Below are 22,752 nucleotides of genomic sequence, written 5' to 3' on the forward strand. Positions count from 1 at the left end.
AAAAGCTCCAGGAACGGCTCGCGAAGCTCGCCGGCGGCGTCGCCGTCATCAAGGTCGGCGCCGCCACCGAAGTCGAACTCAAGGAGAAGAAGCACCGCATCGAAGACGCGGTGTCCAACGCCAAGGCCGCCGTCGAAGAAGGCATCGTCGCCGGTGGCGGCGTCGCCCTCCTCCAGGCGTCGATCACCGCCTTCGAGAAGCTCGACCTCTCCGGCGACGAGGCCACCGGCGCCAACATCGTCCGCCTCGCCCTCGAAGCCCCCATCAAGCAGATCGCCTTCAACAGCGGTCTCGAGGGCGGCGTCGTCGTCGACAAGGTCCGCAACCTCCCCACCGGCCACGGGCTCAACGCGGCCACCGGCGAGTACGTCGACCTCATCGCCACCGGCATCATCGACCCCGCCAAGGTCACCCGCTCCGCCCTGCAGAACGCCGCGTCGATCGCCGGCCTCTTCCTCACCACCGAGGCCGTCGTGGCGAACACCCCGGAATACGCGGCTGCCGACTCCGCCCAGCTCGACGCCACCATGCGCCAACAAGGCTTCTGAGCCCCTCACTCCGAACCGTCCGCGGGCCCGCCCATCTGTGGGCTCGCGGACGATCAGGCCACCGCCCGATGTGAGCGTCTCGTCAGGGTGATCGCGCATACGGTCGGCTGCGATAGCCACTACGAGAGGCGGAGCCGTTCGGCAGGCTGACCGGTGACGGCCGCGATCAGCTCGAAGTCCTTGTCGACATGCAGGACCACCAGCCCGGCGAGCTCGGCTGTCGCGGCAATGATCAGATCGGGGACGGACGGAGCGCGGTGGTGCCCAGTGCCGGCGAGTAGCTCCTGGACCTCGACGGCCCTGGCTTCGATGCGAGGTGTGGTGTTCTCGACGGGCATTGCCGCGACCGGTGGCCGACGCAGCCTGACGCGGAGATCCTGAACGGACCGCGCGGAAAAGCCCACCTCAAGAATCGTCACCGTCGTGATCCGGATCAGGCCCTGCTGGATGCGGGACAGCCACTGGGCCGTGTCGGGAGTCTCGCTCAGCCGGACGAGGGCGGACTTGTCGATCAGCCAGCGCCGCGTCGTCTCGGCCGCGGCCGTCACGTCCAGGCCTGCCGCATGACGTCCTCGTCGACGAGGTCGCGGAAGGTGGTACTGAACCAGCGCAGGTCGTCGAGGGTCACGGGGGTGATCGAACGTGCCGCATCCTGGGCGAGCTGCCGGCGAAGGTACTCGTTGCGGGAGAGGCCGAGACGGGCGGCATGCGCCTCGACGGCGGCCAACACGTCGTCGGGAACGTCCCGGATGAGCACGTCGGACATCGGCTACACCTCCAGCGGAATCTCAAGCGGAATCTCAAGCGGAGAACTGCACGGCCAATGATATCCCATGCTATCAACGGCGGGTCCACACGAACGAACGGAGCGCCGGCCGCCTGCGCGGCGGGCCGACCGGGAGCAGGCACCATTCCGGCAAACCACGCACTGCGGGCGGTATGCTACCCGCCGTCATGGCTGTAGCCGCTCTGGCAGGACACGACGCCCCTCACGCCCCGGTGGCAGGCGGTGCGGTCGGCACCGACGACTTCGATGAAAGGGCAAGGTCGACACAGCCGTGGCCGACGAGGTCTCCCCCGAGTTGCCGCCCGCCGGGACCGCGGCGAGCTCCCCCGCTGGCATCCCAGCCGACGAAGCCGACAGTAGTTCTGCCGGTGCCGGCACAGAGGACAGCGCAGAGGTACCGGGGTCCGGCGACGAGGCTCCGGCCGACGATCACACCGGCCACGACCAGTCTGGCGGCGAACGAGTGCGTGCCGGCGGCGATCCGGATGACCCGTTCGCCGGACTGGTGCTCGACAAGTCGTTCATCCGGGCGGCCCCGGTCCACGAGGCACCCGCCCGTACCCGCGCGGCCATCCTCCGCCACGGCGGGTCCGTGGCGGCCGGCCGGGCGGACAGGTCCCGCCGATCGGCGAGGTCAGGCTGGGCGACCAGGTTCCGTCGCCGGTCGGCGGCCAAACCGCCGTGGCCCCGGGACTGGAAGCCACGGCGCAAGCGCTGGAACCCGCTGGACAGTCAGGTGGTCGGTGTCGGGCTCATCGTCGCCATCGTGGCGGGCGCGGGTTATCTGGTCGTCCATCGCCCAGGCGGCAGGTCCTCGAGCGACGCCACGCCAGCCGCCGCGGCGACCACCCCAGCAGCAACCCCAAGCGCCGACACCACAACCGATCCCGGAGCGGAGCTGGTCCAGCGGCACTACAAGCGAGGGCACTGCTTCATCTGGGACCAGGACGCTGTCATGCCGACGATGCTGCGGTAAGGCCAGGGCCGGCCGGCTGGGACCAGAGCGATCGTGCGCTGTTCTGCGGCCTGCAGGGCCATTCGGCCGTACTGCTCGACGACGGCACCGTGCCGGACTCCCATCTGGACCTGTTCACCGGCAGAGCGGAGGGCGCGGATCAGTCCTTCGTGTTCCCCGTCGGGGCCTGCCTGCTCGCGTCACCGAACACGACCAGGCCAGTCCGGTGCACGGACCCCCACCAGGCAGTCGCGGTCGGCAACGCCCACCTGCCCGACACCCCGGGCGGCGAGCCTCCCTCCCACGAGGACTTCCTCCGACTGGTCGAGGCGCGCTGCCGAGAGCTGGCACGCGCGTACATCGGACCGTCGTTCCAGGAAAGCCGGACGTTTCACCTCAACTCGCTACTGATCGATCCGGCCAGTTGGCGCGCTGGTAGCCATACCGTGACCTGCATGGTCGAGTACTACACCGCATCCGGGCAGCCGCGGTCCGTCAGCGGCGACCAGCTTCGCCGCGACCCAGGCATTCCAGCCTGACGGTCGCGGCGGTGGCCGGAGCAGGGACTTTCCTACTCCCGGGTGCCGGCGAGGCGGACGGGGGGCGTCCGGGTCGCGGCGAGAGCGGTGAGCACGCTCGTCATGCCGACGACGGCGAGCGAGCCGAGCGCGACGGCGCCGATCAGCGTCCACGGCACGCTCACGATCGTCACGCCGACGATGCGCTGGACCGCGCCCACCAGGCTGAGGATCGTCGCGCTGGCGGTGAGGCCGCCGAGGAACAGGCCCACCGCGACGAGGGCCGTGGACTCCCACAGCGCCATCCGGATCACCTGGGTGCGGGTCAGGCCGGACAGCCGGGCCGTCGCGAACTCCCGCCCCCGGCTGGAGGCCGCGACGACGACCGCGTTGACCATGGCGACCACGGTGTAGACCATGGCGAGCGCGAGCAGCCCCACCATCACATTGGTGTTGACCCGCTGCCGGTCGGAGGCCTCGTGCCGCACCCAGCCGGCAGCGGTGTCGACCGTCCCGTCCCGGCCGAGCCCGGCGTCGCGCAGCCGGTCGGCGACCGCGGCCGCGAAAGCACCGGACGCCACCTGGATCGTGTAGCGCCGCGAGTCGGTGCGCTCGACGCCGAGGCCGGCGGGCAGCAGGAACTGGGGGCCGGAGATCGTGGCGGGGTACCGCGCGACGACACGCAGATCCCTCGGCGTACCCGCGATGCGCGTCCGCAGCACGTCGCCGACGTCCCAGTGCGATCCCAGCACGGCCACGGTGTCGCCGTGCAGGTCCGCGAGGTCGCCCGACCGCGGCGCGAGCCGGTGCGTCCGGCCGTACTCGGCTGGGCTGACGGACAGTCCGTCCGAGGACTCGTAGGTCATCTTCCCGTCCTCGACGCTGCCGAGGTCGAACGCGACGGGGGTCTCCTCGGAGACCACGGCGACCCCGTCCACGGCGGCGAGCCGGGCCGTCATCTCCTGGTTCGCCGTCACGACCAGGTCGGCACGCAGGCCGCTCGCCGTCTCGTGGCGCGCCGCGGCGCCGAGGGTGCCCAGCGAACCGGCCATGCCGATGACGAACGTGAACAGAACGATGATCGGGGCCGCCGTCGCCGCACCGCGCCGGGTGTCGGCGCGCAGGTTTGCGTGCGCCAGCCGGCCGAGCGGCCCGACGGCGAACAGCCTCGGCAGCAGGCTCGCCGCGGGCAACAGCAGCGGGGTGAACGCGGCGACCGCCACGACCAGCACGATGCACGAGCACAGCGCCATGGCGATGGCGGCGTCCGGGCCGACGTGCGGGACGATGACCAGCAGCGCGATCCCGCCGCCCAGGAAGACGACGCCCAGCAGCCACCGCGACACGGTCATCAGCCGGGCGTCCCCACCGGCCTCGCGCAGCGCCGCGAGCGGCCGCACCCGCGCCGCCCGGCCTGAGGCGGCGGCCACCCCGCACACCGCGATGAGCACACCCGCCCCCACCGACGCGCCGATCACCCAGGTCCGCCACGCGCTGGTGAACCCGTCGGGAAGCAGGTCGAGCCGGATGAGCAGCCAGACCTGCAGGCGCATCACCGGCAGGCCGGCGAGCACGCCGAGCCCGGAGCCGACCAGGCCCAGCAGCAGCGCCTCACCGAACAGCAGCCGGCGGACCTGCCGCCGGCTCGCGCCGACAAGGCGCAGCAGGGCGAGTTCGCGGTAACGCTGCACGACGGTGAACGCGAACGTCGAGCTGACGATGAAGACGGCGACGAACGTCGCGAGGCCCAGCGTGTTGCCGAGCAGGGCGAGGGCGCCGTCGCGGCCGTCGCGCACGCGATGCGCCTCGGCGGACGACAGACCGGCGGGAACCCTGGCGGTCGCCGCCGAGATCAGGGTGAGCAATGACGACTGGACGAGGGCGACACCAAGCGCGACTGTGACGATCGCGCCGATGAAGACCTGCCACCGGTCACGGAACGTGCTCCAGGACAGACGCAGCATGGGAACTCAGCCTTTCCGGCCGGGGAGGGCGGTTTCGCAGGGGGGCTCAGGCGTCCCAGCTCGCGAGCAGGTCGGCGACGGCGCGGGCGGATGGCCGTTCAAGCCGGTCGACGAGGCGTCCGTCGCGCAGGAAGAGCACTCGGTCGGCGGTGGCCGCCGCGGCCGGGTCGTGGGTCACCATGACGATCGTCTGGCCGTTGTGGTCGACCATGGAGCGCAGCAGGTCGAGCAGACTGCGCGCGGCGCGGGTGTCGAGCGCGCCGGTGGGCTCGTCCGCGAACAGCACGGCCGGCCGGGTCACCATGGCCCGCGCCACCGCGACGCGCTGTTGCTGCCCGCCGGAGAGCTCCCGGGGTCGGTGCCGGGCTCGGTCGGCCAGCCCGACCGCCGCCAGCGCCCCATGGACCTCCTGGCGCCCCGGCCGCCGGCCGGCCAGCCGCAGCGGCATGGCGACATTCTGCGCCGCCGTCAGCGAGGCGATCAGGTTGAAGCTCTGGAAAACAAATCCCACCGGGCCGCGCCGCAGTTCGGTGAGTTCCGCGTCGGAGGCTGCGCTGATATCCTGGCCGGCGATGATGACCTGGCCTTCGGTGACCCTCTCAAGCCCGGCGGCACAGTGCAGAAGCGTCGACTTCCCGGAACCCGACGGCCCCATCACCGCCGTCCACGAGCCAGTCGCGAACTGGACATCGACGTTGTCCAGCGCCCGCACCGCCGTCTCGCGACGTCCATAAAGGTGGCTGACACCACGCAGTTCGACGGCGGGCGCCGTCCGCACATCCCCCATGGTCTGCTGAAACCGCTCGCGAGTGCTCATGCGATTTTTATAGCCGCGGGCGCGGCGCCTGACATTGCGGCGGTCTGGCCAGCTCAGGGTGGGGTATACCCCCGCCCCCGACCTTCAGCTTGCCACGCGGCGCCCCTGATGTGGCGCGGTATGGCGGAGTGGCGGCCAGCGGCAGGGTCGCTGGCCGCCACCGTCGCGCTGGCTGGGCGGGTCCCCAGCCGGGGGCCGGTCAGCCCAGGCCGTGCACCCGCCGGTATTCCAGGGTGTAGGCCAGCTTGCCTGGCTTGGCGTCGGAGTAGGGCTTGCTCAGCTTGTCGAACTCGCCCTTGTTCTCGGCCTTGCCGCCGTTCCACTGGGTGAGCGCGCCGAGCTGCGCGGCGGTGAAGCCGCTGTCGACGACGGTCGAACTGGGCAGCGCGGTCATCGTCTGGGTCAGTGCCTTGACGGTGGCCAGGTAGCTGCCGAGGTCGTTCGGGTTCCAGGTCGCCAGGTCGATCGGCCTGGCATCACGGACCCAGCTGCCCCAGTAGAACTCCTGGAAGGGCAGTCCGTTCTGGGCGTAGCCGATGTCCCGGCCGAAATAGAGCAGGCTGCGGTACTTGTCATTGGTGAAGTTGGCCAGCCCCACACTCGTCGGCAGCTTGTTCACCGTGGTCGGGTTGCCCTCCGGGTCGCGCAGGTAGACCCACTTGTTCGCCTGCATCTGGGCCCAGAAATCCTGGCGCGTCAGCGTGCTCAGATTGGCCAGCACCCGCAGCCGGACGTGCAGGTTCGCGCCGCCGTCGGGGGTCTCGTAGAACGAGGTGAGCGTGTGGTGCCCGTCGGTGAGGAAGGGCTCCCCACCGGGACCGATGACGACCGTCTTCATCGCGGCTACGCTGTCCGCCGTCTCCCCGCCGATCGGGAGCTGGCAGGTGAACGACGACGGGTCGTCCAGGCGCGCGCCGGGTGACACGGTCGCGGCGGCGATCCGGCCGTCGGCCTCGCACCAGTCGTCGAACTTCTTGTTGATCGCGTCCTTGCCCAGGGTGTAACGGCCGAGCTTGTAGTACACCTCGTCGTAGCCGAGCGACGGCTGGGTGGGGTGCACGTCCCCGATACGGGTGTCGAGCAGATCACCGGTCTGTGCGCACAGATGCTGCGAGAACGGCGTGTTGCGGTTGTCGTGGTCGCAGAACGACGGCCGGGTACCCGGCGCGCCAGGCGCCGCGGACGCGGCCGGCGCGGAAACGGCCACGCCGGCCCCGACGGTGACGGCGACGGTCGCCGCCAGCACCGAGGCGCGGCGGGACAAAGATCTGAAACGCATAGACGTGCTCCTGGTCAGCAGTGCGGATAGCCCTGTGAGCCTGGTGGTGGCCCAACAACGCGTGAGATCCGCACCGCGACGCCCAGGAAAACCAGAGATGAACGGTCGCCATTCCACTGAGCCGAGGAGTAGTGGACCGGCAACCATCCGCACAGAATTCGCGCAGCATTATGCTGGACCGCTACTCGAACGTTCTGGTCGACGCCGTGCCGCCGGGGCATTGCCGCCTGGGCATTGCCGTCGGCCCGTCGCTACCGGGCTACCGGGCTACCGGGCATCGAGGGGCAGGGCGGCGCTGGCGGAGGTGCGCGCGGCCAGACCGTCGCGGAGCTTTGTCAGCCGGGCGATCTCGTCGTTGAGCGCGGTGAGGCGGCGCTCGACGACGCCGCTCGTCGAGCTGCAGACGCCGCGAGGATCGCCGTAGCGCGGCAGCGCGTCGCCTTCCAACAGGTGCAGGCGGTCGGCGCAGGCGGCGACGTCCTCGACGGTCAGGCCGAGCATGAGCAGTTCCCGGATGATCCGGATCCGGTTGACATCCGCGGCGTCGTACTCACGCTGGCCGGTCGCCGTGCGCCGGGGCGGAGGCAGCAGGCCGCGCTGTTCGTAGAACCGCAGGGCGCGGGGAGTGGTCGCCGCTGCCGCCGCCGCGTCGCCGATTCTCATCTACATCTCCACGATGACCGTGCCGACATGCTTTCCCGCGATTGTCTCCGACAGCGCGTCCGCCGCGTGCTCGATGCCCGCGATCCGGACCAGAGGGGCGGTGATGCGGCCGGCGCGCAGCCAGGTGCCGAACCGCTCGGTCCAGCCGTCCTCGACGGTGTTGTCCAGACCGCGCAGGGTGATGTGCTTGAGGATGAGCGGGAAGGTGTCCAGCTCGACCGGGGAGGCGACGCCGGCGCCGTCCGGAGCCAGCTGAGCGGCCAGCGAGCCGACCAGGATGATGCGCGCTCCCGGCCGGGCCACGGCGACGGCCGCGCGGAGCTGCTCACCGCCGACGTTGTCGATCACGACGTCGAGGCCATCGGGAGCCGCCTCGGCGAGCTGGTCGTCGACGGTGGCGACGCCGCCGCGCAGGACGGCGGCGTCGTAGCCGAGCTCGCGGACCAGCCGCTCGGCCTTGGCCGGGGATCCGGTACTGCCGATGACGCGGCCGGCGCCGAGCAGCCGGGCGATCTGCCCGGCCATGCTCCCGACCGCTCCCGCGCCGCCGGCGACGAACACCGTCTCACCGTCCGTTAGGCCGCTCTGCCGCAGCGCCGCGTAGGCCGTCCGGCCCGAGACCAGGTGCGCCGCCGGGTCCGGCAGGACGTCGCCCAGCGGCTGGCACCGGTCGATCGGCACGGCGGCGTACTCCCGCCAGCCCAGCCAGTGCGACACCAGCTCGCCCGGCCGAAGGCCGGAGCCGGCGGGCGCGGCGACGACCTCCCCGATCGCGGCGCCGAACAGGGTGTCGCCGGGATGGATCGGCGGGAACGGCGCGCCTTCGACACTGCCGCCGAGCAGCGTCCGGATCGCGGCGAAGACGTGGAAGTACCGATTGCGGACCAGCGCCTCGCCAGCCCCGGGAACGGGAACGGGAACCTCGACCACCTCGAAGTCCGACGGCCGGGGCAGACCGGCGGGCGGGTGGACCAGGCGTACCTCACGAGACAGCGACATGGCCGGGACCGTAGCCCCTGACCCGCACGTCAAAGGCAAAACGCTCATGCCGAGAAGGGCTGCCGGCGGATCCGGTCCAGGGCTGCCGCCGCGTTCGGCCACAATGTAGCCGCGATCCGGAGCGCCCGGGTCTCGCCACCTGTCCCACGGGGCCGATGAGCCTTCGTACCAGTTATCGGAGCCCGGACAGGCCGAGGGTGGTTTCGTGGCCGCCGGCGAAGCTGACGATCATGCGGGCTGTGCCGCCGATAGCCGCGAGGTAGGCGTTAAGCGTCGACAGGAGCAGGTCGTGGGGCTGTTCCAGCCGGCTGATGGCCGCCTGGGTGACACCCAGGCGTCGCGCGAGGCGTAGGACACGTCGCCGATCGTCTTCTTGTCGAACCCGATCAATGCGACCACGGCGCGGTCGTCGGCGGGGAACCGGTGTCGAGATCGTCATCGGTGTCTTCGGGACCTGTCCCACACCGACATGATCATCGACGGTGACGATGTCGCGCAGTTCCTGGAGGTGAACATGGCCCCCGGTATGACCGACACGAGTACCTGGCCGACGGGTCTGCATGCCGCCGTTCTCGACTTCGCCGTGGTCTGCCGCGGCCTGGCAGCCCGAGCACGCGACCACCGCGATGTCTCACGCGGCTGAGCGCGGGTGCTATCTCGTCACGCTGGCGCTGAACGTCGCCGAACGTCTTCGAGTGGAACCACGGTAGGGCGGCCTTCAAGCGGAAACGCAAGGTCCGGCGTCGGATGCTTCCACTGGTCCGGGCGCGACTACGAACTCCAGGGCCGTCCGTCCATCTGCCACTGATTCTGTGGAGCGGAGCACGAGTCTGCAATCTTCGGCTAGCCTGACTATTTCATCGGCCGTCCTTTCCCTGCCGCCGAAGCACATCAGCATGAACAGATCGGTGGCGGTTCTGGTGCCCTGCCCCAGCAAGGGCTCGATAATCACGAGGGTGCCATTCGGCGTGGCGGCCTGACGACATCTAGACAAGATCTTGCGGGCGTGGTGATCATCCCAGTCATGCAGGATATCGGACAGAAGGTAGACGTCAGCCCCGACGGGCAGGGGGTCGAAGAAGCTGCCAGACACGGTGCTGGCTCGATCATCAAGACCAGCAGCAATGAATCTGATGTCAGCGGCAGTAGCTGCCGGAGATAGATCCAGCACCCGTCCGCGCAGCTCGGGATAGGCATGGAGGATCGCCGTAAGCACCGTCCCATCGCCCCCGCCCACATCGAGAATCTCGGAGAAGCGGGTCCACTCGAAACGTTCAGCGATCTGTGGTGCCTGAACCTGGAACCGCCAGTTCATCTGGGCGTCGAATGAGCGCCGCAATTTCGGGCCGGTGTCGAGGTCCGCCCAGAAATCGCGCCCATATCGGTGTACGTAAGCAGGAGTTCCCGTGGTAATCGTTTCGAGCAGGTCGACGAAGGCTAGCTCGGCGCGCCCGCCGACACAGTTTATGTCGAGCAGAATTTTGAACCCTTCTGGGGAGTCCTCACTCATCTGATTTCCGAGGCTCGTGGGGCGATAGCGTCCGCACTCGGCATCGAGGTCGAACACGCCAATCGCGACCAGGTGGTCGAGGAGTTTCCGGAGCGCCGGTGCGGAGGTTTTTGTTCGGAGGGCGAGTTGTTCCACGGTCGCCCCCGCGATCCCAGCCTTCTCGGTCAGACCGAGTGTCGCAGCCACCCGTATGGACATGGGAGTGGCCAGATCGGCCATCGCGAGGATCGAAGGTATTCTCCTTGCAAGATTCATGATTCGATTCTACTTAAAAAATACATGAAGAGTTGCCCAGTCGGTGTCGGGCTTAAGGGCCATGGAAGCCGGTGCCAGCCTCCTTCCCCTCCCAGCCTCCGCGACGCCCCTCAAGAAGTTGGGTGAAACTGTCGAAGTATGCCGCCGGTCTACTCGTGGAAGCGGGTCAGACGCTCGCTCAGGACCGGTCGAGCGCCGCCCGTCTCGCCGGACCCCACGCCGGCCCGCCGCCGGGTAGCGGTATGAGACTGCCCACCATGCGGTTCATCCACTCCTCTCTGATGGCCGCCTCGTCGCCAGGATCGTCCGCGTCAGGGTCGTAGCCGAAGACGTCCTTTGTGCCACGCAGTCCGGAGAACGTGTCGAGGACATCGCCGATTTGAGGTGGGTCGGTGTTCTGGATGACGAGCCACAGCGCGTACTCGTCGGCGAGGCACTGTGGGCGGGGGACGCGCCCCTCACCGAGCCCTTGAAACGGTGCGGACATCGTCCTCGAAGACCATGATTGGCGGCTCGCGACGGCGGCCGTCTCCGCGGCACAGGATGCTCGCTCGCCCACCGTCGTCTCGGAATGTCGCCACATGGCCACAGTACGTCTATGTAGACGCCGCGCCACTACCCGAGACATCGGTGGGGTCTCTCGACAAGTCCCGCAAACGCTGACCGGCATGGGACCAGGGCCAGGACTGTCGCTGGCGAGGATTTCACTGCCGCCGCGCGGCCCTGCGGCGGCCAGTCAGTCTAGGCGAGTGTGGCGAGGTCGAGGGTGGTTTCGTGGCCGTCGGCGAAGCTGACAGTCATGCGGACGGTGCCGCCGATGGCCGCCAGGTAGGAGTTGAGGGTTGACAGCAGAAGGTCGTGGGGCTGTTCGATCCGACTGATCGCTGCTTGGGTGACGCCCATGCGCCGGGCGAGTTCGACCTGGGTGAGGGCTGCGGCTTGGCGCAGCGCAGCCAAGCCCATGGCGTAGGTGCGGTCGGCGTCGGCCATGTCTGCCCGAATCTGGGCGACTTCACCGGCGATGTCGGGTCTCTGGGCGAGCTGGCGGATGCGGTCGTTTCCGCGGATGAAGGTGACGTCACCGTCGGTCGTGTTGTTGTCGGTCATGGGGTGCCTCCTTGCTGGCGTAGCCAGGCGTCGACGAGTGCTTCGCCGCGGGTGGCGGCGCTGGCGTAGAACACATCGCCGATCATCTTCTTGTCGAAGCCGATCAATGCGAGCACGACGTGGTCGTCGGCGGGGAACCAGCAGATGATCCGGACAGCGACCTCCGGGTCGAACGGATGGGCGACGCGCCAGAGCTCATGGCGGCGGGCCTGCCGTACTCGCTTGAAGGTTGGGGACTCCTCGGCAGGTCTGGCCGGCAGATCCGCGAGTGCCTGCAGGAGCGCGACAGCGAGGGCGAGGCGGCGGCCTCCCTGTTCTTCCGCGTGGGTCAGCCAGCGGTCGAACTCGTCGGTCCAGTCGACGATCACCTCCCGAGTATGAGCCCCGCTTAATACAACGTCAAACTCATACCCGACCGCGGACTATGACCCCACCGACCGGCAGCGGGCGGCACATCCGCATGCAGGCAATATCATCTAGCGGCCCGGCGCGTGAGGGCGCGGGTGGCTGCGGCTAGCCAGTAGCGACGCGCTCCGCTACGCAGCGTCCACCCTGTGGTCCTACCGGGCGGTCTTGGAGCTCCGCACCCAGGAAACGAACCCGTGCAGCGGAAACTGCGTATAGCAGACAAGCGGCACGGTCCCGTTACCAGCCCGGGGTAACCGAACAAGTCGGCTATCGCTAACGACGCTGTCGGCAGCATCCCGATCAGCTACCTTCGGTAGCCCTAACGGCTACGGAGCGTGCCCCCAACGGGATTCGAACCCGTGCTACCGCCTTGAAAGGGCGACGTCCTGGGCCACTAGACGATGGGGGCCGGGTGACGATCACGAGCCGACTGAGTGATCGCTCAACCGCTTCGGCGATCGTCTGAAGCACTGCAAGCATAGGGGATGGCCTGGGTGGGCGACAAACCTGTCCGCGGATGATCGTCACCCACGCGGCGCAGGGCGGGGCGGGGGTCGGTCCAGCGGTAGCGGGAGCGGAAGAACGCGCGCACCGGGCGACCGCCGATCGAGATCGAGTGGTCGATGCCGGCGTCCGGACGGGCCAGGTCGAAGGACATCGTGACGTCGTCGGCGCGGTCCAGTGCGGTGTTCGGGTCGTGGACGCGCAGGGTCACGGCCGCGCCGACCTGCTCGTAGGCGTAGGCGAGGACCTGGTGGTTCAGCCCGAGCCGGCGGGGGTCGGCCGAGTGGACGGTGATGATCCCCAGCGGCGACAGGCGGCCGGTGTCCAGGTCGAGCCGGATCCGGGGCCACTCACCGGCGATGCTGCGCCGGCCCACGTCGGCGCGGCGCGCGTAGGGCTGGCCCTGGCCGGGTCGGCCCGCGTCACGCCGGTTCGGGGCGTTCTGGCCGATCTTCTGGTTCGCATGCCCGTCCACGGCGTCCGGGCCGTAGGTGAGGGCGTAGTAGCGGGCGACGCCGCGCGGGAGGTCGAAGCTCGCGAACAGGCGGCGGACGAGGTACGCGTACAGGGGCGAGCCACGTTCCGGCGGCGCGGTGTCGGGCGGCGGGTCGAGGCCGGCTTCATGCAGGTCACGCACAGCGAAGATCATGCCGCCGCACAGACCGCGGCTGGCATCGCCGATGCCGAGACCCCACCGCATCCGCGGCAGTCTCACGTCGAGTAACGACTGCGGGGCGAAGGTGTTCGTGAACCGGAAGGCCCGTGTGCTGGGCAGAAAGCCGGGCACAGCGGACCGTGCCGTCCAGGTCTCGGGCTCCCGCGACTGGCTCACCGTGCCCTCCCCCGATGGCCGGTCCCTGACGTACGGATGAGGCCGGCGGACGGTCCGTGGACCGTCCGCCGGTTCCCCAAGAAGGTCCACCCTGCGCCCTCCCGGTGCTCAGGTGGTCCTTGTCGCGTGCCCGAAGCACGCACGTACGAGCCCCGCCCCGGAGGCATCCCCACCCCCGGCCACGTGGCCGCACAGCCGGATCCTGACACTTCCTTGACGGACGATGGCCCGAAGGTGGACGTCCGGACCCGACCGACAGTCGAGCCCACAACGGGGCCGGCGGCCTTTGAGACCTTCGGCCCTGTTCCTCCGGACCCGGTCACCGAGACTCTCGCACCGGCGGCGATGACGCGGCCGCCGAGAGAGCAGGAGGTGTCCCCGGCCACAGCAGGTTCAGATGATCTAGATGTCGCCTCCAATGCTCGGAACTCCCTTGAGCAGAGCACGCACCTCGGCCTCCCGGTACCGGCGGTGCCCGCCCAGGGTCCGAATCGACGTCAGCTTGCCGGCCTTGGCCCACCGGGTCACGGTCTTCGGGTCAACCCGAAACATCGTGGCCACTTCGGCGGGCGTCAGCAGCGGCTCGGCGTCCGGCGTTCGTGTCGTCATTGTGTTGGCCTCCCGTCACAGAGCGTCGCTCCGTCCCATACAGATCGTGCATCCTTCGGGGGCATTTCGGACATGGCACGTCAGGACCATCTGCTGACTAGTCACAGCTCGTCCGAAGCAGACGGCGACTCTCTGTTAACGGAATGCGTCGATCAGCTTGCGGATTCCCGCGCCTGCAGGGGTCTCCACCTCATGAGGACCCGTTCGTAGGCTTCGACCGCTAGGTCTGTTCGCCCTCGGCGTAACGCACTGACAGCCTCAACGATGTCCTCTACCGAGCTGTCGCGCCGAAGCATGTCATCGTCCAGCAGGTCAACTAGCCCGTCGTAGTCCAGTTCGACCCTGCTCTGCGGATGGAAGGACCCCAGCCAACGGGCCAGGTCGCCGATCCCCTCGACGGCGGGGGCGTCCGCGGAGCCCGCCCGCAGCGTCTCGACCGCCTCGACCGCCCGGCTGGCGCGGCGCCGGGCGAGGCTCATCGTCGTCCGGTAGATCATCGAGCGCTCGGCGGTGTCCCCGGTCACCAGTGACCGCTCGGCCGGGTCGAACAGCAGGAACCACGGCGGCGGCACCATCCAGGTGCAGGTCTGCACGTGCACCTTGAGCACGGGGCGGCGGGCCTTCCAGCGGTCCAGCTCGAGCTCGGCCGGCTCGGTGATCCGCCGCGGCAGGAACGCCTCGGCCACCCGCTCGGGCATCAGCCCGCGGAACTCCAGCGCCGCCTGCCACACCCGCAGCTGCGTCGACCACGGACAGACGAACATCAACCCGTCGATCCACTGGACGAACGCCGACTCGTCGGCGACGTCGAGGGACGGCCGGACCGCCGCGAGCAGCGAGACGACCCGCTCGCGGCGCGAACCCGCCCGCCGCGACGGCGGCCCGGCGGCCGCGTAACGCTGCCAGCGGCCACGCTCGGCGGCCGGAAAGGCGGCAAGCGGCTCGTACACCCGCAGATACGTCGCAGGCGACACGACAGGCATCTCAGCTCCCCAGGCCGGCCGGGACCGCCATCGGTGCGACCAGCGGCCCCTCAGGCGCGGCGCGGCCCCCTCCGTGGACGGCGGCCCCGCACCGACGCCCACGCCGATGCCGGGGCGCCGCGGACGACACCCACGCGGATGCCCTGGAACCTGGCATGCCTCGATCCTGGCACGTCCACGGGCACGCCGTCCGGCCTACCGGGGCCGTAGGGTTCGCGGTGGGCCGGACCGGGGGGTTCACCCCTGCACCGCGCGGGTGCCGGCGGTCAGGATCCGCCAGGAGGTGCGTCAATGCGATCGCTGTTCGGCGCCGTGCACGACCACGAGCAGGTCCTGCTGTGCTCGGATCCGCGGACCGGGCTCCGCGCGATCATCGCGATCTACTCCACCGCGCTCGGACCGTCCCTGGGCGGCACCCGCTTCCACCCCTACGCCGACGACGACGTCGCCCTCGCCGACGCCCTGGCGCTGTCCCGGGCGATGGCCTACAAGGCCGCCTGCGCCGGCCTGGACCTCGGCGGCGGCAAGGCGGTCATCATCGGCGACCCCGACCGGGACAAGTCCGAGCCGCTGCTGCGGGCCTTCGCTCGCCACATCGCCTCCCTCGGCGGGCGCTACATCACCGCCTGCGACGTCGGCACCTACGTCGCCGACATGGACGTCATCGCCCGCGAGACCCGCTGGGTCACCGGCCGCTCGCCCGAACACGGCGGAGCGGGCGACTCGGGCGTGCTGACCGCCTACGGCGTGTTCGAGGGCATGCGCGCCGCGGCCCGCCACCGCTGGGGCACGCCGAGCCTCGCCGGGCGCCGGGTGGCCGTCAGCGGCGTCGGCAAGGTCGGACGCCGGCTCGTCGGGCACCTCGTCGACGACGGTGCGTCGGTGGTCGCCGCCGACGTCGACCGGCCCGCGCTCACCCGGCTCGTGGCCGAGTTCCCCGGCGTGCAGACCCTCGACGATCCGGACAAGCTGCTCGAGCTGGAGGCCGACGTCCTCGCCCCGTGCGCGCTCGGCGGCGTCCTGAATGACGAGACGGCCGGCCGGCTGCAGGTCGCGGTCGTCTGCGGCGGCGCCAACAACCAGCTCGCCACGCCGGAGATCGGCCGGCGGCTCGCCACCGCCGGCGTGCTCTACGCGCCGGACTTCGTCGTCAACGCCGGCGGGCTCATCCAGGTCGCCGACGAGATCGAGGGGTACTCGCCGCAGCGCGCCCGCGCCCGCGCGGCCCGGATCTTCGACACGACCACCGAGGTGTTCCGGCTCGCCGACGATGAGGGCGTCACGCCGGTCGAGGCGGCCGAGCGCCTCGCCGAGCGCCGGATGGCCGAGGTCGGCAGGCTGCGCCGCTTCCTGCTCCCGCAGGGCCGCTGACCGGACCCGACACGCCGCCACACCGCCCGCCACACCGCCGGTCGTACCCGCGACCCCACCGACGCGCCCGCACCGCGCCGGTGGGCCGGTCTGGCGGAAGGTGACGGTCGCCACATCCGAACGGCCGCGCGAGGGACCGCCGCGGGCCCGCCCAGCGGCGCCGATGCCCCACGTGGACGGCCGGACAGGCGCCATCACGGAGGGCTTCCGATCATGGACATCTTGTCCGAGGACAGGCAACTGTCGGGTTGGCGTGCCGAGAGGCCTCCGGTCCCTGTAGTCTCGGGAAGCACGAGACAGTGAGAGCACCGGGGCGGGTCCCCGTCGTCATGTTCGAGGGGGTCGAGCCATGGGGCGCGGCCGAGCTAAGGCCAAGCAGACGAAAGTCGCCCGCGAGCTCAAGTACAACTCGCCCAATATGGATCTCGACCGATTGAAGGCGGATCTGGGCGCGGGCTCGACGCGCGAGAGTAACAGCGACGATGCGCACGCAGACGACGATTACGGATACGACGCCTACGCGGACGACGAGGACGATCGTCGTTCTTCCCGCTGACAGCGTCACGTCGGTAACCGGTCCGCCGCGGATGGCTCACCGCGGCGTCGTCGCCGATGGTGGTCGTCCGGGCTTCGGCCCGGACTCCCACCGCCATTGCGTCCTGCCCTGATTTCGGACGCCCGTAGGCGGACGGTCCAGGTCGGCACTTGGCGTGCCGGCCATCGTGGCCCGAACCCACGGCGGCCCAGGCTGGTGGTCGGGCGGACTCAGGCGGTCAGGGACCGCGTGATCATTCGATCATGGCCAGGTGTCGGGCACTCGCCCGCCGATGCCGGCCGATCGTGGCCCGGTGCCGACGAGGCCCGATCCGGCGGCGGATCGGACCGGACGACGTCGGCCCCGCGGCTCAGCGGGGATGCTCACCGATCAACCGGGCGCCGGCGGCGGCGCGTCCCGAGGAACCGGCCGGGGCAGCGGGCTGGCCGCCCTCCAGGTCCTCGCCCACCGACCCGAGCACCCAGGCCGGCACTCCGCGCTCCGCCAGCAGCGCCAGCGCGTCGTCGACCGCCTCGGGCGCGACGATCGCGACCATGCCTACGCCCTGGTTGAACGTCTGCTCCATGTCCGCCGCGGCCACCTCGCCGCGCTCGGCGAGCAGCGTGAAGATCGGCGGCACCGGCCAGGTCGCCCGGTCGAGGGTGGCGAGCAGACCGGCGGGGATCACGCGCGCGGTGTTCGCGGCGAGGCCACCGCCGGTGATGTGCGCGAAGGCGTGCACCTCGACGGCCGCCGCGAGGGCGAGGCAGTCCAGGGCGTAGATGCGGGTCGGAGTGAGCAGCGCGGCGCCCAGCGTGTCGCCCAGGGCGGGTATGTGCGCCCGCAGTTCCGCCGCGGCCGATGCGGAGACCCCTCCGGGCTGGTCAGATTCGATCGGACCCCACAGGATGTGCCGTACGAGCGAGAAGCCGTTGGAGTGGATGCCGGATGATGCCATCGCGACCACCACGTCCCCGGGCCGGACGAGCTCCGGCCCAAGCACGCCGTCGGCCTCCACGACCCCGACCCCCGTCGCGGCCAGGTCGTAGTCGTCGCCGCCCATGACCCCGGGATGCTCGGCGGTCTCGCCGCCGACGAGGGCCGCGCCGGCCTGCTCGCAGCCGGCGGCGATCCCGGACACGATCCGCGCGATCCGTTCGGGCACGAGGCTGCCGCAGGCGATGTAGTCGAGCAGGAACAGCGGCTCCGCGCCGCACACGACGAGATCGTCGACGACCATGGCGACGAGGTCGATGCCGACGGTGTCGTGGGTGTCGAGTGCCCGCGCCACCGCGATCTTGGTGCCCACGCCGTCCGTGGACGAGGCGAGCAGCGGGCGCCGGTAACGGGTCGTGTCCAGCGCGAACAGCCCGGCGAAGCCGCCGAGCGACCCCACCACCTCGGGCCGGGTGGCCCGCGCCACGTGCCCGCGCATCAGCTCGACCGCCCGGTCGCCCGCGACGACGTCGACCCCGGCCGTCCGGTAGGAGACCCGCTCGCCCGCGCTCACGCCGGCCTCGCCTCGGCGAGATCCGCGTCGTGGCCGTCCGGGGACGGATCCGCGCCGTTCATGCCGAGGGTGACCTCCCGGCGCATCGCCTCGGCGATCATCTCCGCGGTCGTCGTCGCGCCGCCCGCCGACTCCAGCCGGTGCTTGCCGAGCTTGTCGGTCTCGGCCAGCGGCACGGGGTAGACGCCGTCGAAGCAGGCCCGGCACAGCGACTCGGCCGGCTGGTGGGAGGCGGCGACCAGGCCGTCGAGCGAGACGTACGCCAACGAGTCCGCGCCGAGGGAGACCCGGATCTCCTCCACCCCGGCGTCCGAGGCGATGAGCTCGGCGCGGGTGGCGAAGTCGATGCCGTAGAAGCAGGGCCAGCGCACCGGCGGCGAGGAGATCCGGATGTGCACCTCGGCGGCGCCGGCCTCGCGCAGCATGCGGACCAGGGCGCGCTGGGTGTTGCCCCGCACGATCGAGTCGTCGACGACGACGAGCCGGCGGCCCTCGATCACCTCGCGCAGCGGGTTCAGCTTCAGCCGGATGCCGCGCTGGCGGATCGTCTGCGACGGCTGGATGAACGTGCGGCCCACGTAGGAGTTCTTGACCAGCCCCTCGCCGAACGGGATGCCGGACTGCTCGGCGTAGCCGACGGCCGCCGGCACCCCGGACTGCGGCACGGGGATGACCAGGTCCGCTTCGACCGGCGCCTCGCGGGCGAGCTGACGGCCGACGTCGACGCGGGTGGCGTGCACGGACCGGCCGGCTATCGCGGTGTCCGGGCGGGCGAGGTAGACGTACTCGAACAGGCAGCCGTGCGGGTCGGCGGCCGCGAAGGTCCGCGAGCGCACCCCGTCCGCGCCGATGGTGATCATCTCGCCGGGCTTGACCTCGCGGACGAAGGTCGCGCCGACGATGTCGAGGGCCGCCGTCTCACTGGCGACGATCCACGCGCCGTCCGGATGGTCGGCCAGCCGGCCGAGCACGAGGGGATGGATGCCGTGCGGGTCGCGGGCGGCGTACAGGGTCGAGGCGTCCGAGAAGACCAGCGAGAACGCGCCGGCGAGCCGGGGCAGCACCGCCATCGCCGCGTCGACGAGTGTGGGGCCGGGGTGGTCGGCGAGCATCGCGGTGATCAGATCGGAGTCGGTGGTGGCACGCAGCCGGTCCCGGCCGGCGCCGAGCTCACGGGCCAGTTGGACGATGTTGGTCAGGTTGCCGTTGTGGCCGAGCGCGATCGGGCCGCCGTAGCCGGCGGTGCGGTAGGACGGCTGTGCGTTCTCCCAGGTGGAGGAGCCCGTCGTCGAGTAGCGGGTGTGGCCGACGGCGACGTGGCCGACCAGGCTGGACAGCTTGCCCTCGTCGAAGACCTGGGCGACGAGCCCGAGCTCCTTGAAGACCACGACGGTGCGGCCGTCCCCGACGGCGATGCCGGCCGCCTCCTGGCCGCGGTGCTGCAGCGCGTACAGCCCGTAATATGTGAGATTCGCGACGTCCTCGCCCGGCGCCCAGACACCGAAGACGCCGCAGGCGTCCCGCGGACCGGGATCGTCGGACAGCTCGGAACACTCTTTGCCGATGGCGCCAAAGCGGGCGGCGACGTCTGGCACCAGGACTCCTCGACTGGTCAGGGACACCGGCTGGTGAGGGGCACCGGGCCGGCGCCGCAGAGACGACGCGCCGGATCGCGTCCGCGCCGGCCCGCTCGCCGTGGTGCCGTCCACTGTGGGTGACGAGACGCGCCGAACCGGCTCCGGTGACCGTCTCGCCCCGGCACCTGCCATCTCGCCCGGCAGCTGCCACCATCCACGCTAGCAGCGACGACGCACATCGGCCCTTGCTACCGGGATGCGGCCCAGTGCTCTGGCCTTCAGGTCGGGGGTGAAGGGCTGCGCGGGAGGGCCTCTAGGTCCGAGCGTGCTCTAGACCGGACGGGCTTGTTGCTCGATGTACCGGCGGAGCACGTCGAGTGGCGCCCCGCCGACCGAGCCGGCGAAGTACGACCCCGACCACAGCCGCTGGGCCCGCCAGTAGTGCCTGACGAGGTCGGGGAACTCCTGGCGCATCCGCCGCGACGACACGCCCTTGAGGCTGTTGACCAGCCGGGACACGGCGACTTTCGGCGGGAAGTTCACGAGCAGGTGGACATGGTCGGCTTCGCCGTTGAACTCGACGAGTTCGGCCTCGAAGTCGGCGCACACCGCCCGCATGATCTCTTCCAGTCGGGTCAGGTGGCGATCAGCGAAGACCCGGTGCCGGTACTTCGTCACGAAAACCAAGTGGGCGTGCATCGCGAAAACACAGCGCCTGCCAGTACGAACATCAAGATCATCAGACATAGACCAATGGTAGGCTGTGATCGTGCAGCTTCGGTACGGCTTCCGTCTGTACCCGAGCGCCGGTCAGCGGGTCGCGTTGGCGCGGGCGTTCGGGTGCGCCCGCGCCGTCTACAACGACGCCCTGCGTGCCCGGGAGACCGCCCGTGCGGCGGGGTTGCCGTTCCCGACGTCCGGGGATCTGTCGAAGCTGCTGATCACCGAGGCGAAGAAGACGCCGGAGCGGGCGTGGCTCGCCGACGTGTCTGCGGTGGTCCTTCAGCAGTCGCTGCGGGACCTGGACGCGGCGTACCGGAACTTCTTCGACGGGCTGAAGGGGAAGCGGCCCCGGATGGGCGCGCCCCGGTACCGGTCGAAGCGGGATACGCGGCAGTCGGTGCGGTTCACCGCGAACGCCCGCTGGTCGCTCACCTCGGGCGGGAAGCTGCGTCTACCGAAGATCGGGGACGTGGGTGTGCGCTGGTCGCGGAACCTGCCGTGCGTTCCGTCGTCGGTCACGGTGATCAGGGACAGCGCGGGCAGGTACTTCGCGAGCTTCGTGGTGGAGACCGACTCGGAGGCGTTGCCGCCGGTCCAGCCGGAGATCGGTGTCGACCTCGGCCTGACGCACTTCGCGGTCCTCTCCGACGGCACGAAGATCGACTCTCCTCGGTTCCTTCGCCGCGCCGAGAAGCGGCTCACGAAGACCCAGCGGGACCTCTCCCGCAAGAAGAAGGGTTCGGCGAACCGGGCCAAAGCCCGGGTGAAGGTCGCCCGTGCGCATGTGCGAGTGGCCGACGCGCGCCGCGAGTTCCACCACCAACTCTCCATCCGGCTGATCCGCGAGAACCAAGCGGTGGCCGTGGAAGACCTGGCGGTGAAAGGACTCGCCCGTACGCGGCTGGCAAAGTCGGTGCACGACACCGGCTGGTCGCGGTTCGTCGCCATGCTGGAGTACAAGGCCGCCCGGTATGGACGGACGTTCGTGCGGATCGGACGGTTCGAGCCCACCTCGCAGGTGTGTTCGGCCTGCGGCGTGAAGGACGGTCCGAAGCCGCTCGCCGTGCGGGAGTGGACGTGCCCGGCGTGCGGGGCAGGGCACGATCGGGATGTGAACGCGGCGGTCAACGTCGCGCTGGCCGCCGGACTGGCGGTGTCTGCCCGTGGAGCGCAGGTAAGACCGGCATATGTGCCGGCACCGCGCGGCGAAACGGGAACCCACCCGAAGCTCACGCCCACAGCGGCGGCGCAGCAGGCGGGAATCTCCGCCCCTCAGCTTCAGGGCGGAGAGGAAGTCAAGCGTGCGGTCCCGCCGGGCGGCCGCCGGGGGGGTGCCGCCGTCAGAGCAGGGGCAGCCACCCACGCAGGTCCGACCGTTCCCCGCTGGCCCTGACCCGACCGTCCGCGACGGCGTCCTCCCAGGCCAGCCGCCCCGCGCACACCTGGACGAACGGGACGGGCCCGACCTCGACCACGTTCGGCGGCGTCCCCCGCGTGTGCCGCGGACCATCGACGATCTGCACCGCGGTGAACGGGGGTACCCGCAGTTCCACCGCGTGCCCCGGAGCCCTCGCCGCGAACAGATCGGCGAGCAGCCGCGCCGCCACCCGCAGCGCCGGGCGCGACGGCTCGATCCCGAGGTCGAGCCCGTGCACGACCGCCTCGACCGCCCGGGTGCGCAGGAACTCGCCCAGCGCCATCGGCCCGCCCGGCGTGACCACCACCTCACCTCCCGCCGCTGGGCCGCCGGCCGCGACAGGAGAGCCCGTCCCGCCAGGAGCGCCGGCCGCCGTGGGTGCACCCGCCGACGGCGAATCGGTGCCGATGCCGGTGCCGGTGCCGGTGCCGGTGCCGGTGCCGGTGCGAGACTCCAGGGCGGCGCACGCGGCCGCGACCTGCGCGGCGAGCCAGGAGCGCGGGCCCGTGGCGGCGACCGACGCCGACAGTGCCCGGGCCGTGTCCGCGATCGCCTCGGCGCGCGCGCCCGTGCCGGCGAGGTACTCGACCGCCGAGACGGGACCGCCGCCGACGGCCGTCGCCGCGGGCGCGAGCGCCTCGGTCACGGCGGTCGCGGAGCTGGCCACATGCATGACCAGGCCGCCGACCGTCCAGCCGGGCAGCACGCTGGGCCGCGCGAACGCGACGTCCGGCAGGGCGTCGACGGCCTCGACGATCCGCTGCCACTGCTCGCCCACCACGGCGACAAGGACGGGCAGGTCGACGGCGGCGTCCCGGGCGGTCCCCCGAGAGTGCCGGGAACCATCGACGATCTGCACCGCGGTGAACGGGGGTACCCGC

The 22,752-nt window shown here is 70.7% G+C and carries 24 protein-coding genes, 1 tRNA gene and 1 pseudogene; 7 read left to right on the forward strand and 19 right to left on the reverse strand.

Going from position 1 to position 22,752, the window contains the following annotated elements; genetic code table 11:
• Nucleotides 1–548 (forward strand): TCP-1/cpn60 chaperonin family protein (locus C1A33_RS01465; protein WP_279354579.1); only part of this gene is annotated, 548 nt, incomplete at its 5' end.
• 119 nt (nucleotides 549–667) lie between these two features.
• On the opposite strand, the gene C1A33_RS01470 is transcribed toward C1A33_RS01465, so the two are convergent.
• Together C1A33_RS01470 and vapB are read right to left on the reverse strand one after the other, a co-directional pair.
• On the reverse strand, nucleotides 668–1,096 hold the full coding sequence (locus C1A33_RS01470) for a PIN domain nuclease (RefSeq protein WP_101829728.1): 429 nt from the start codon (nucleotides 1,094–1,096) through the stop codon (nucleotides 668–670).
• Nucleotides 1,093–1,314: a type II toxin-antitoxin system VapB family antitoxin gene (gene vapB, locus C1A33_RS37285; protein ID WP_101829729.1), complete on the reverse strand. Its 222-nt coding sequence runs from the start codon at nucleotides 1,312–1,314 to the stop codon at nucleotides 1,093–1,095. Before vapB ends, C1A33_RS01470 begins: the two co-directional genes overlap by 4 nt.
• A 292-nt stretch (nucleotides 1,315–1,606) precedes the next feature.
• Between vapB and C1A33_RS36110 the strand changes: the two genes are divergently transcribed.
• Together C1A33_RS36110 and C1A33_RS36115 are read left to right on the forward strand one after the other, a co-directional pair.
• The gene (locus C1A33_RS36110; protein ID WP_243407067.1) at nucleotides 1,607–2,311 is read left to right on the forward strand and encodes an SCO2583/SCO2584 N-terminal domain-containing protein; all 705 of its coding nucleotides are present in this window, start codon (nucleotides 1,607–1,609) and stop codon (nucleotides 2,309–2,311) included.
• 50 nt (nucleotides 2,312–2,361) lie between these two features.
• Nucleotides 2,362–2,829: a septum formation family protein gene (locus tag C1A33_RS36115; protein ID WP_243407066.1), complete on the forward strand. Its 468-nt coding sequence runs from the start codon at nucleotides 2,362–2,364 to the stop codon at nucleotides 2,827–2,829.
• Between the two features lie 32 nt (nucleotides 2,830–2,861).
• Here C1A33_RS36115 and C1A33_RS01490 read toward each other — a convergent pair whose 3' ends face one another.
• From C1A33_RS01490 to C1A33_RS01510, 5 genes are all read right to left on the reverse strand, one after another.
• Nucleotides 2,862–4,772, reverse strand: a complete 1,911-nt coding sequence (locus C1A33_RS01490) for an ABC transporter permease (RefSeq protein ID WP_101829732.1) — start codon at nucleotides 4,770–4,772, stop codon at nucleotides 2,862–2,864.
• 46 nt (nucleotides 4,773–4,818) lie between these two features.
• The gene (locus C1A33_RS01495; protein ID WP_101829733.1) at nucleotides 4,819–5,589 is read right to left on the reverse strand and encodes an ABC transporter ATP-binding protein; all 771 of its coding nucleotides are present in this window, start codon (nucleotides 5,587–5,589) and stop codon (nucleotides 4,819–4,821) included.
• A gap of 199 nt (nucleotides 5,590–5,788) precedes the next feature.
• Nucleotides 5,789–6,868: a ParB/Srx family N-terminal domain-containing protein gene (locus tag C1A33_RS01500; RefSeq protein WP_101829734.1), complete on the reverse strand. Its 1,080-nt coding sequence runs from the start codon at nucleotides 6,866–6,868 to the stop codon at nucleotides 5,789–5,791.
• Nucleotides 6,869–7,135: 267 nt separating this feature from the next.
• Nucleotides 7,136–7,531 (reverse strand): MerR family transcriptional regulator, encoded by a 396-nt coding sequence (locus C1A33_RS01505; RefSeq protein WP_101829735.1) that lies wholly within the window; start codon nucleotides 7,529–7,531, stop codon nucleotides 7,136–7,138.
• Complete coding sequence (locus C1A33_RS01510) at nucleotides 7,532–8,530, reverse strand: MDR family NADP-dependent oxidoreductase (protein WP_101829736.1); 999 nt, start codon at nucleotides 8,528–8,530, stop codon at nucleotides 7,532–7,534. It abuts the gene before it with no gap.
• Between the two features lie 445 nt (nucleotides 8,531–8,975).
• Here C1A33_RS01510 and C1A33_RS01515 point away from each other — a divergent pair.
• Nucleotides 8,976–9,173, forward strand: a pseudogene (locus C1A33_RS01515) (D-alanine--D-alanine ligase); the annotation flags it as partial.
• Nucleotides 9,174–9,248: 75 nt separating this feature from the next.
• On the opposite strand, the gene C1A33_RS01520 reads toward C1A33_RS01515, so the two are convergent.
• The 8 genes from C1A33_RS01520 to C1A33_RS01555 all read right to left on the reverse strand — a co-directional run bounded on the left by C1A33_RS01520 (nucleotide 9,249) and on the right by C1A33_RS01555 (nucleotide 14,738).
• On the reverse strand, nucleotides 9,249–10,295 hold the full coding sequence (locus C1A33_RS01520; protein WP_101829737.1) for a methyltransferase: 1,047 nt from the start codon (nucleotides 10,293–10,295) through the stop codon (nucleotides 9,249–9,251).
• A gap of 178 nt (nucleotides 10,296–10,473) precedes the next feature.
• Entirely contained in the window at nucleotides 10,474–10,782 is a 309-nt protein-coding gene (locus C1A33_RS01525; protein ID WP_101829738.1) for a hypothetical protein, read from the reverse strand.
• A gap of 254 nt (nucleotides 10,783–11,036) precedes the next feature.
• A complete protein-coding gene (locus C1A33_RS01530) occupies nucleotides 11,037–11,402 on the reverse strand; it encodes a helix-turn-helix domain-containing protein (RefSeq protein WP_101829739.1) in 366 nt (121 codons plus the stop codon).
• Nucleotides 11,399–11,770, reverse strand: a complete 372-nt coding sequence (locus C1A33_RS01535) for a hypothetical protein (RefSeq protein WP_101829740.1) — start codon at nucleotides 11,768–11,770, stop codon at nucleotides 11,399–11,401. Before C1A33_RS01535 ends, C1A33_RS01530 begins: the two co-directional genes overlap by 4 nt.
• A 376-nt stretch (nucleotides 11,771–12,146) precedes the next feature.
• Nucleotides 12,147–12,219 (reverse strand) — tRNA-Glu (locus C1A33_RS01540).
• Between the two features lie 33 nt (nucleotides 12,220–12,252).
• Entirely contained in the window at nucleotides 12,253–13,146 is an 894-nt protein-coding gene (locus C1A33_RS01545) for a hypothetical protein (protein ID WP_243407064.1), read from the reverse strand.
• Nucleotides 13,147–13,548: 402 nt separating this feature from the next.
• Nucleotides 13,549–13,755 (reverse strand): developmental transcriptional regulator BldC, encoded by a 207-nt coding sequence (bldC, locus tag C1A33_RS01550; protein WP_009741343.1) that lies wholly within the window; start codon nucleotides 13,753–13,755, stop codon nucleotides 13,549–13,551.
• Between the two features lie 152 nt (nucleotides 13,756–13,907).
• Nucleotides 13,908–14,738 carry a DUF8083 family protein gene (locus tag C1A33_RS01555; RefSeq protein ID WP_101829741.1) on the reverse strand — a complete coding sequence of 277 codons (831 nt, stop codon included), beginning with the start codon at nucleotides 14,736–14,738 and terminating at the stop codon, nucleotides 13,908–13,910.
• A 291-nt stretch (nucleotides 14,739–15,029) separates the two neighbouring features.
• On the opposite strand from C1A33_RS01555, the gene C1A33_RS01560 reads away from it, so the two are divergent.
• Both C1A33_RS01560 and C1A33_RS01565 read left to right on the forward strand, forming a co-directional pair.
• Nucleotides 15,030–16,109, forward strand: coding sequence for a Glu/Leu/Phe/Val family dehydrogenase (locus tag C1A33_RS01560; protein ID WP_101829742.1), 1,080 nt, complete (start codon nucleotides 15,030–15,032; stop codon nucleotides 16,107–16,109).
• A gap of 349 nt (nucleotides 16,110–16,458) precedes the next feature.
• The gene (locus C1A33_RS01565) at nucleotides 16,459–16,665 is read left to right on the forward strand and encodes a DUF3073 domain-containing protein (RefSeq protein ID WP_101829743.1); all 207 of its coding nucleotides are present in this window, start codon (nucleotides 16,459–16,461) and stop codon (nucleotides 16,663–16,665) included.
• A gap of 349 nt (nucleotides 16,666–17,014) precedes the next feature.
• Here C1A33_RS01565 and purM read toward each other — a convergent pair whose 3' ends face one another.
• The 3 genes from purM to tnpA all read right to left on the reverse strand — a co-directional run bounded on the left by purM (nucleotide 17,015) and on the right by tnpA (nucleotide 20,478).
• Nucleotides 17,015–18,154 (reverse strand): phosphoribosylformylglycinamidine cyclo-ligase, encoded by a 1,140-nt coding sequence (gene purM, locus C1A33_RS01570; RefSeq protein ID WP_101829744.1) that lies wholly within the window; start codon nucleotides 18,152–18,154, stop codon nucleotides 17,015–17,017.
• A complete protein-coding gene (purF, locus tag C1A33_RS01575) occupies nucleotides 18,151–19,749 on the reverse strand; it encodes an amidophosphoribosyltransferase (RefSeq protein WP_101829745.1) in 1,599 nt (532 codons plus the stop codon). Before purF ends, purM begins: the two co-directional genes overlap by 4 nt.
• Nucleotides 19,750–20,061: 312 nt before the next feature.
• Nucleotides 20,062–20,478, reverse strand: coding sequence for an IS200/IS605 family transposase (gene tnpA / locus C1A33_RS01580; RefSeq protein WP_101829746.1), 417 nt, complete (start codon nucleotides 20,476–20,478; stop codon nucleotides 20,062–20,064).
• Between the two features lie 22 nt (nucleotides 20,479–20,500).
• Between tnpA and C1A33_RS01585 the strand changes: the two genes are divergently transcribed.
• Entirely contained in the window at nucleotides 20,501–21,847 is a 1,347-nt protein-coding gene (locus C1A33_RS01585) for an RNA-guided endonuclease InsQ/TnpB family protein (RefSeq protein WP_243407065.1), read from the forward strand.
• On the opposite strand, the gene C1A33_RS01590 is transcribed toward C1A33_RS01585, so the two are convergent.
• Nucleotides 21,795–22,730: a sterol carrier family protein gene (locus C1A33_RS01590; protein ID WP_480014302.1), complete on the reverse strand. Its 936-nt coding sequence runs from the start codon at nucleotides 22,728–22,730 to the stop codon at nucleotides 21,795–21,797. The two genes, C1A33_RS01585 and C1A33_RS01590, sit on opposite strands and share 53 nt — an antisense overlap.
• Nucleotides 22,731–22,752 lie beyond the last annotated feature (22 nt).

The sequence above is a fragment of the Frankia canadensis genome, assembly GCF_900197875.1.
Lineage (GTDB): Bacteria > Actinomycetota > Actinomycetes > Frankiales > Frankiaceae > Frankia > Frankia canadensis.

What these genes read in the sequence shown, in the direction of transcription:
- vapB (WP_101829729.1), bottom strand. Translation starts at nt 1,314, where the DNA reads ATGTCCGACGTGCTCATCCGGGACGTTCCCGACGACGTGTTGGCCGCC.
- C1A33_RS01490 (WP_101829732.1), bottom strand. Translation starts at nt 4,772, where the DNA reads ATGCTGCGTCTGTCCTGGAGCACGTTCCGTGACCGGTGGCAGGTCTTC.
- C1A33_RS01495 (WP_101829733.1), bottom strand. Translation starts at nt 5,589, where the DNA reads ATGAGCACTCGCGAGCGGTTTCAGCAGACCATGGGGGATGTGCGGACG.
- C1A33_RS01500 (WP_101829734.1), bottom strand. Translation starts at nt 6,868, where the DNA reads ATGCGTTTCAGATCTTTGTCCCGCCGCGCCTCGGTGCTGGCGGCGACC.
- C1A33_RS01505 (WP_101829735.1), bottom strand. Translation starts at nt 7,531, where the DNA reads ATGAGAATCGGCGACGCGGCGGCGGCAGCGGCGACCACTCCCCGCGCC.
- C1A33_RS01510 (WP_101829736.1), bottom strand. Translation starts at nt 8,530, where the DNA reads ATGTCGCTGTCTCGTGAGGTACGCCTGGTCCACCCGCCCGCCGGTCTG.
- C1A33_RS01520 (WP_101829737.1), bottom strand. Translation starts at nt 10,295, where the DNA reads ATGAATCTTGCAAGGAGAATACCTTCGATCCTCGCGATGGCCGATCTG.
- C1A33_RS01525 (WP_101829738.1), bottom strand. Translation starts at nt 10,782, where the DNA reads ATGTCCGCACCGTTTCAAGGGCTCGGTGAGGGGCGCGTCCCCCGCCCA.
- C1A33_RS01530 (WP_101829739.1), bottom strand. Translation starts at nt 11,402, where the DNA reads ATGACCGACAACAACACGACCGACGGTGACGTCACCTTCATCCGCGGA.
- bldC (WP_009741343.1), bottom strand. Translation starts at nt 13,755, where the DNA reads ATGACGACACGAACGCCGGACGCCGAGCCGCTGCTGACGCCCGCCGAA.
- C1A33_RS01555 (WP_101829741.1), bottom strand. Translation starts at nt 14,738, where the DNA reads ATGCCTGTCGTGTCGCCTGCGACGTATCTGCGGGTGTACGAGCCGCTT.
- C1A33_RS01560 (WP_101829742.1), top strand. Translation starts at nt 15,030, where the DNA reads ATGCGATCGCTGTTCGGCGCCGTGCACGACCACGAGCAGGTCCTGCTG.
- C1A33_RS01565 (WP_101829743.1), top strand. Translation starts at nt 16,459, where the DNA reads ATGGGGCGCGGCCGAGCTAAGGCCAAGCAGACGAAAGTCGCCCGCGAG.
- tnpA (WP_101829746.1), bottom strand. Translation starts at nt 20,478, where the DNA reads ATGTCTGATGATCTTGATGTTCGTACTGGCAGGCGCTGTGTTTTCGCG.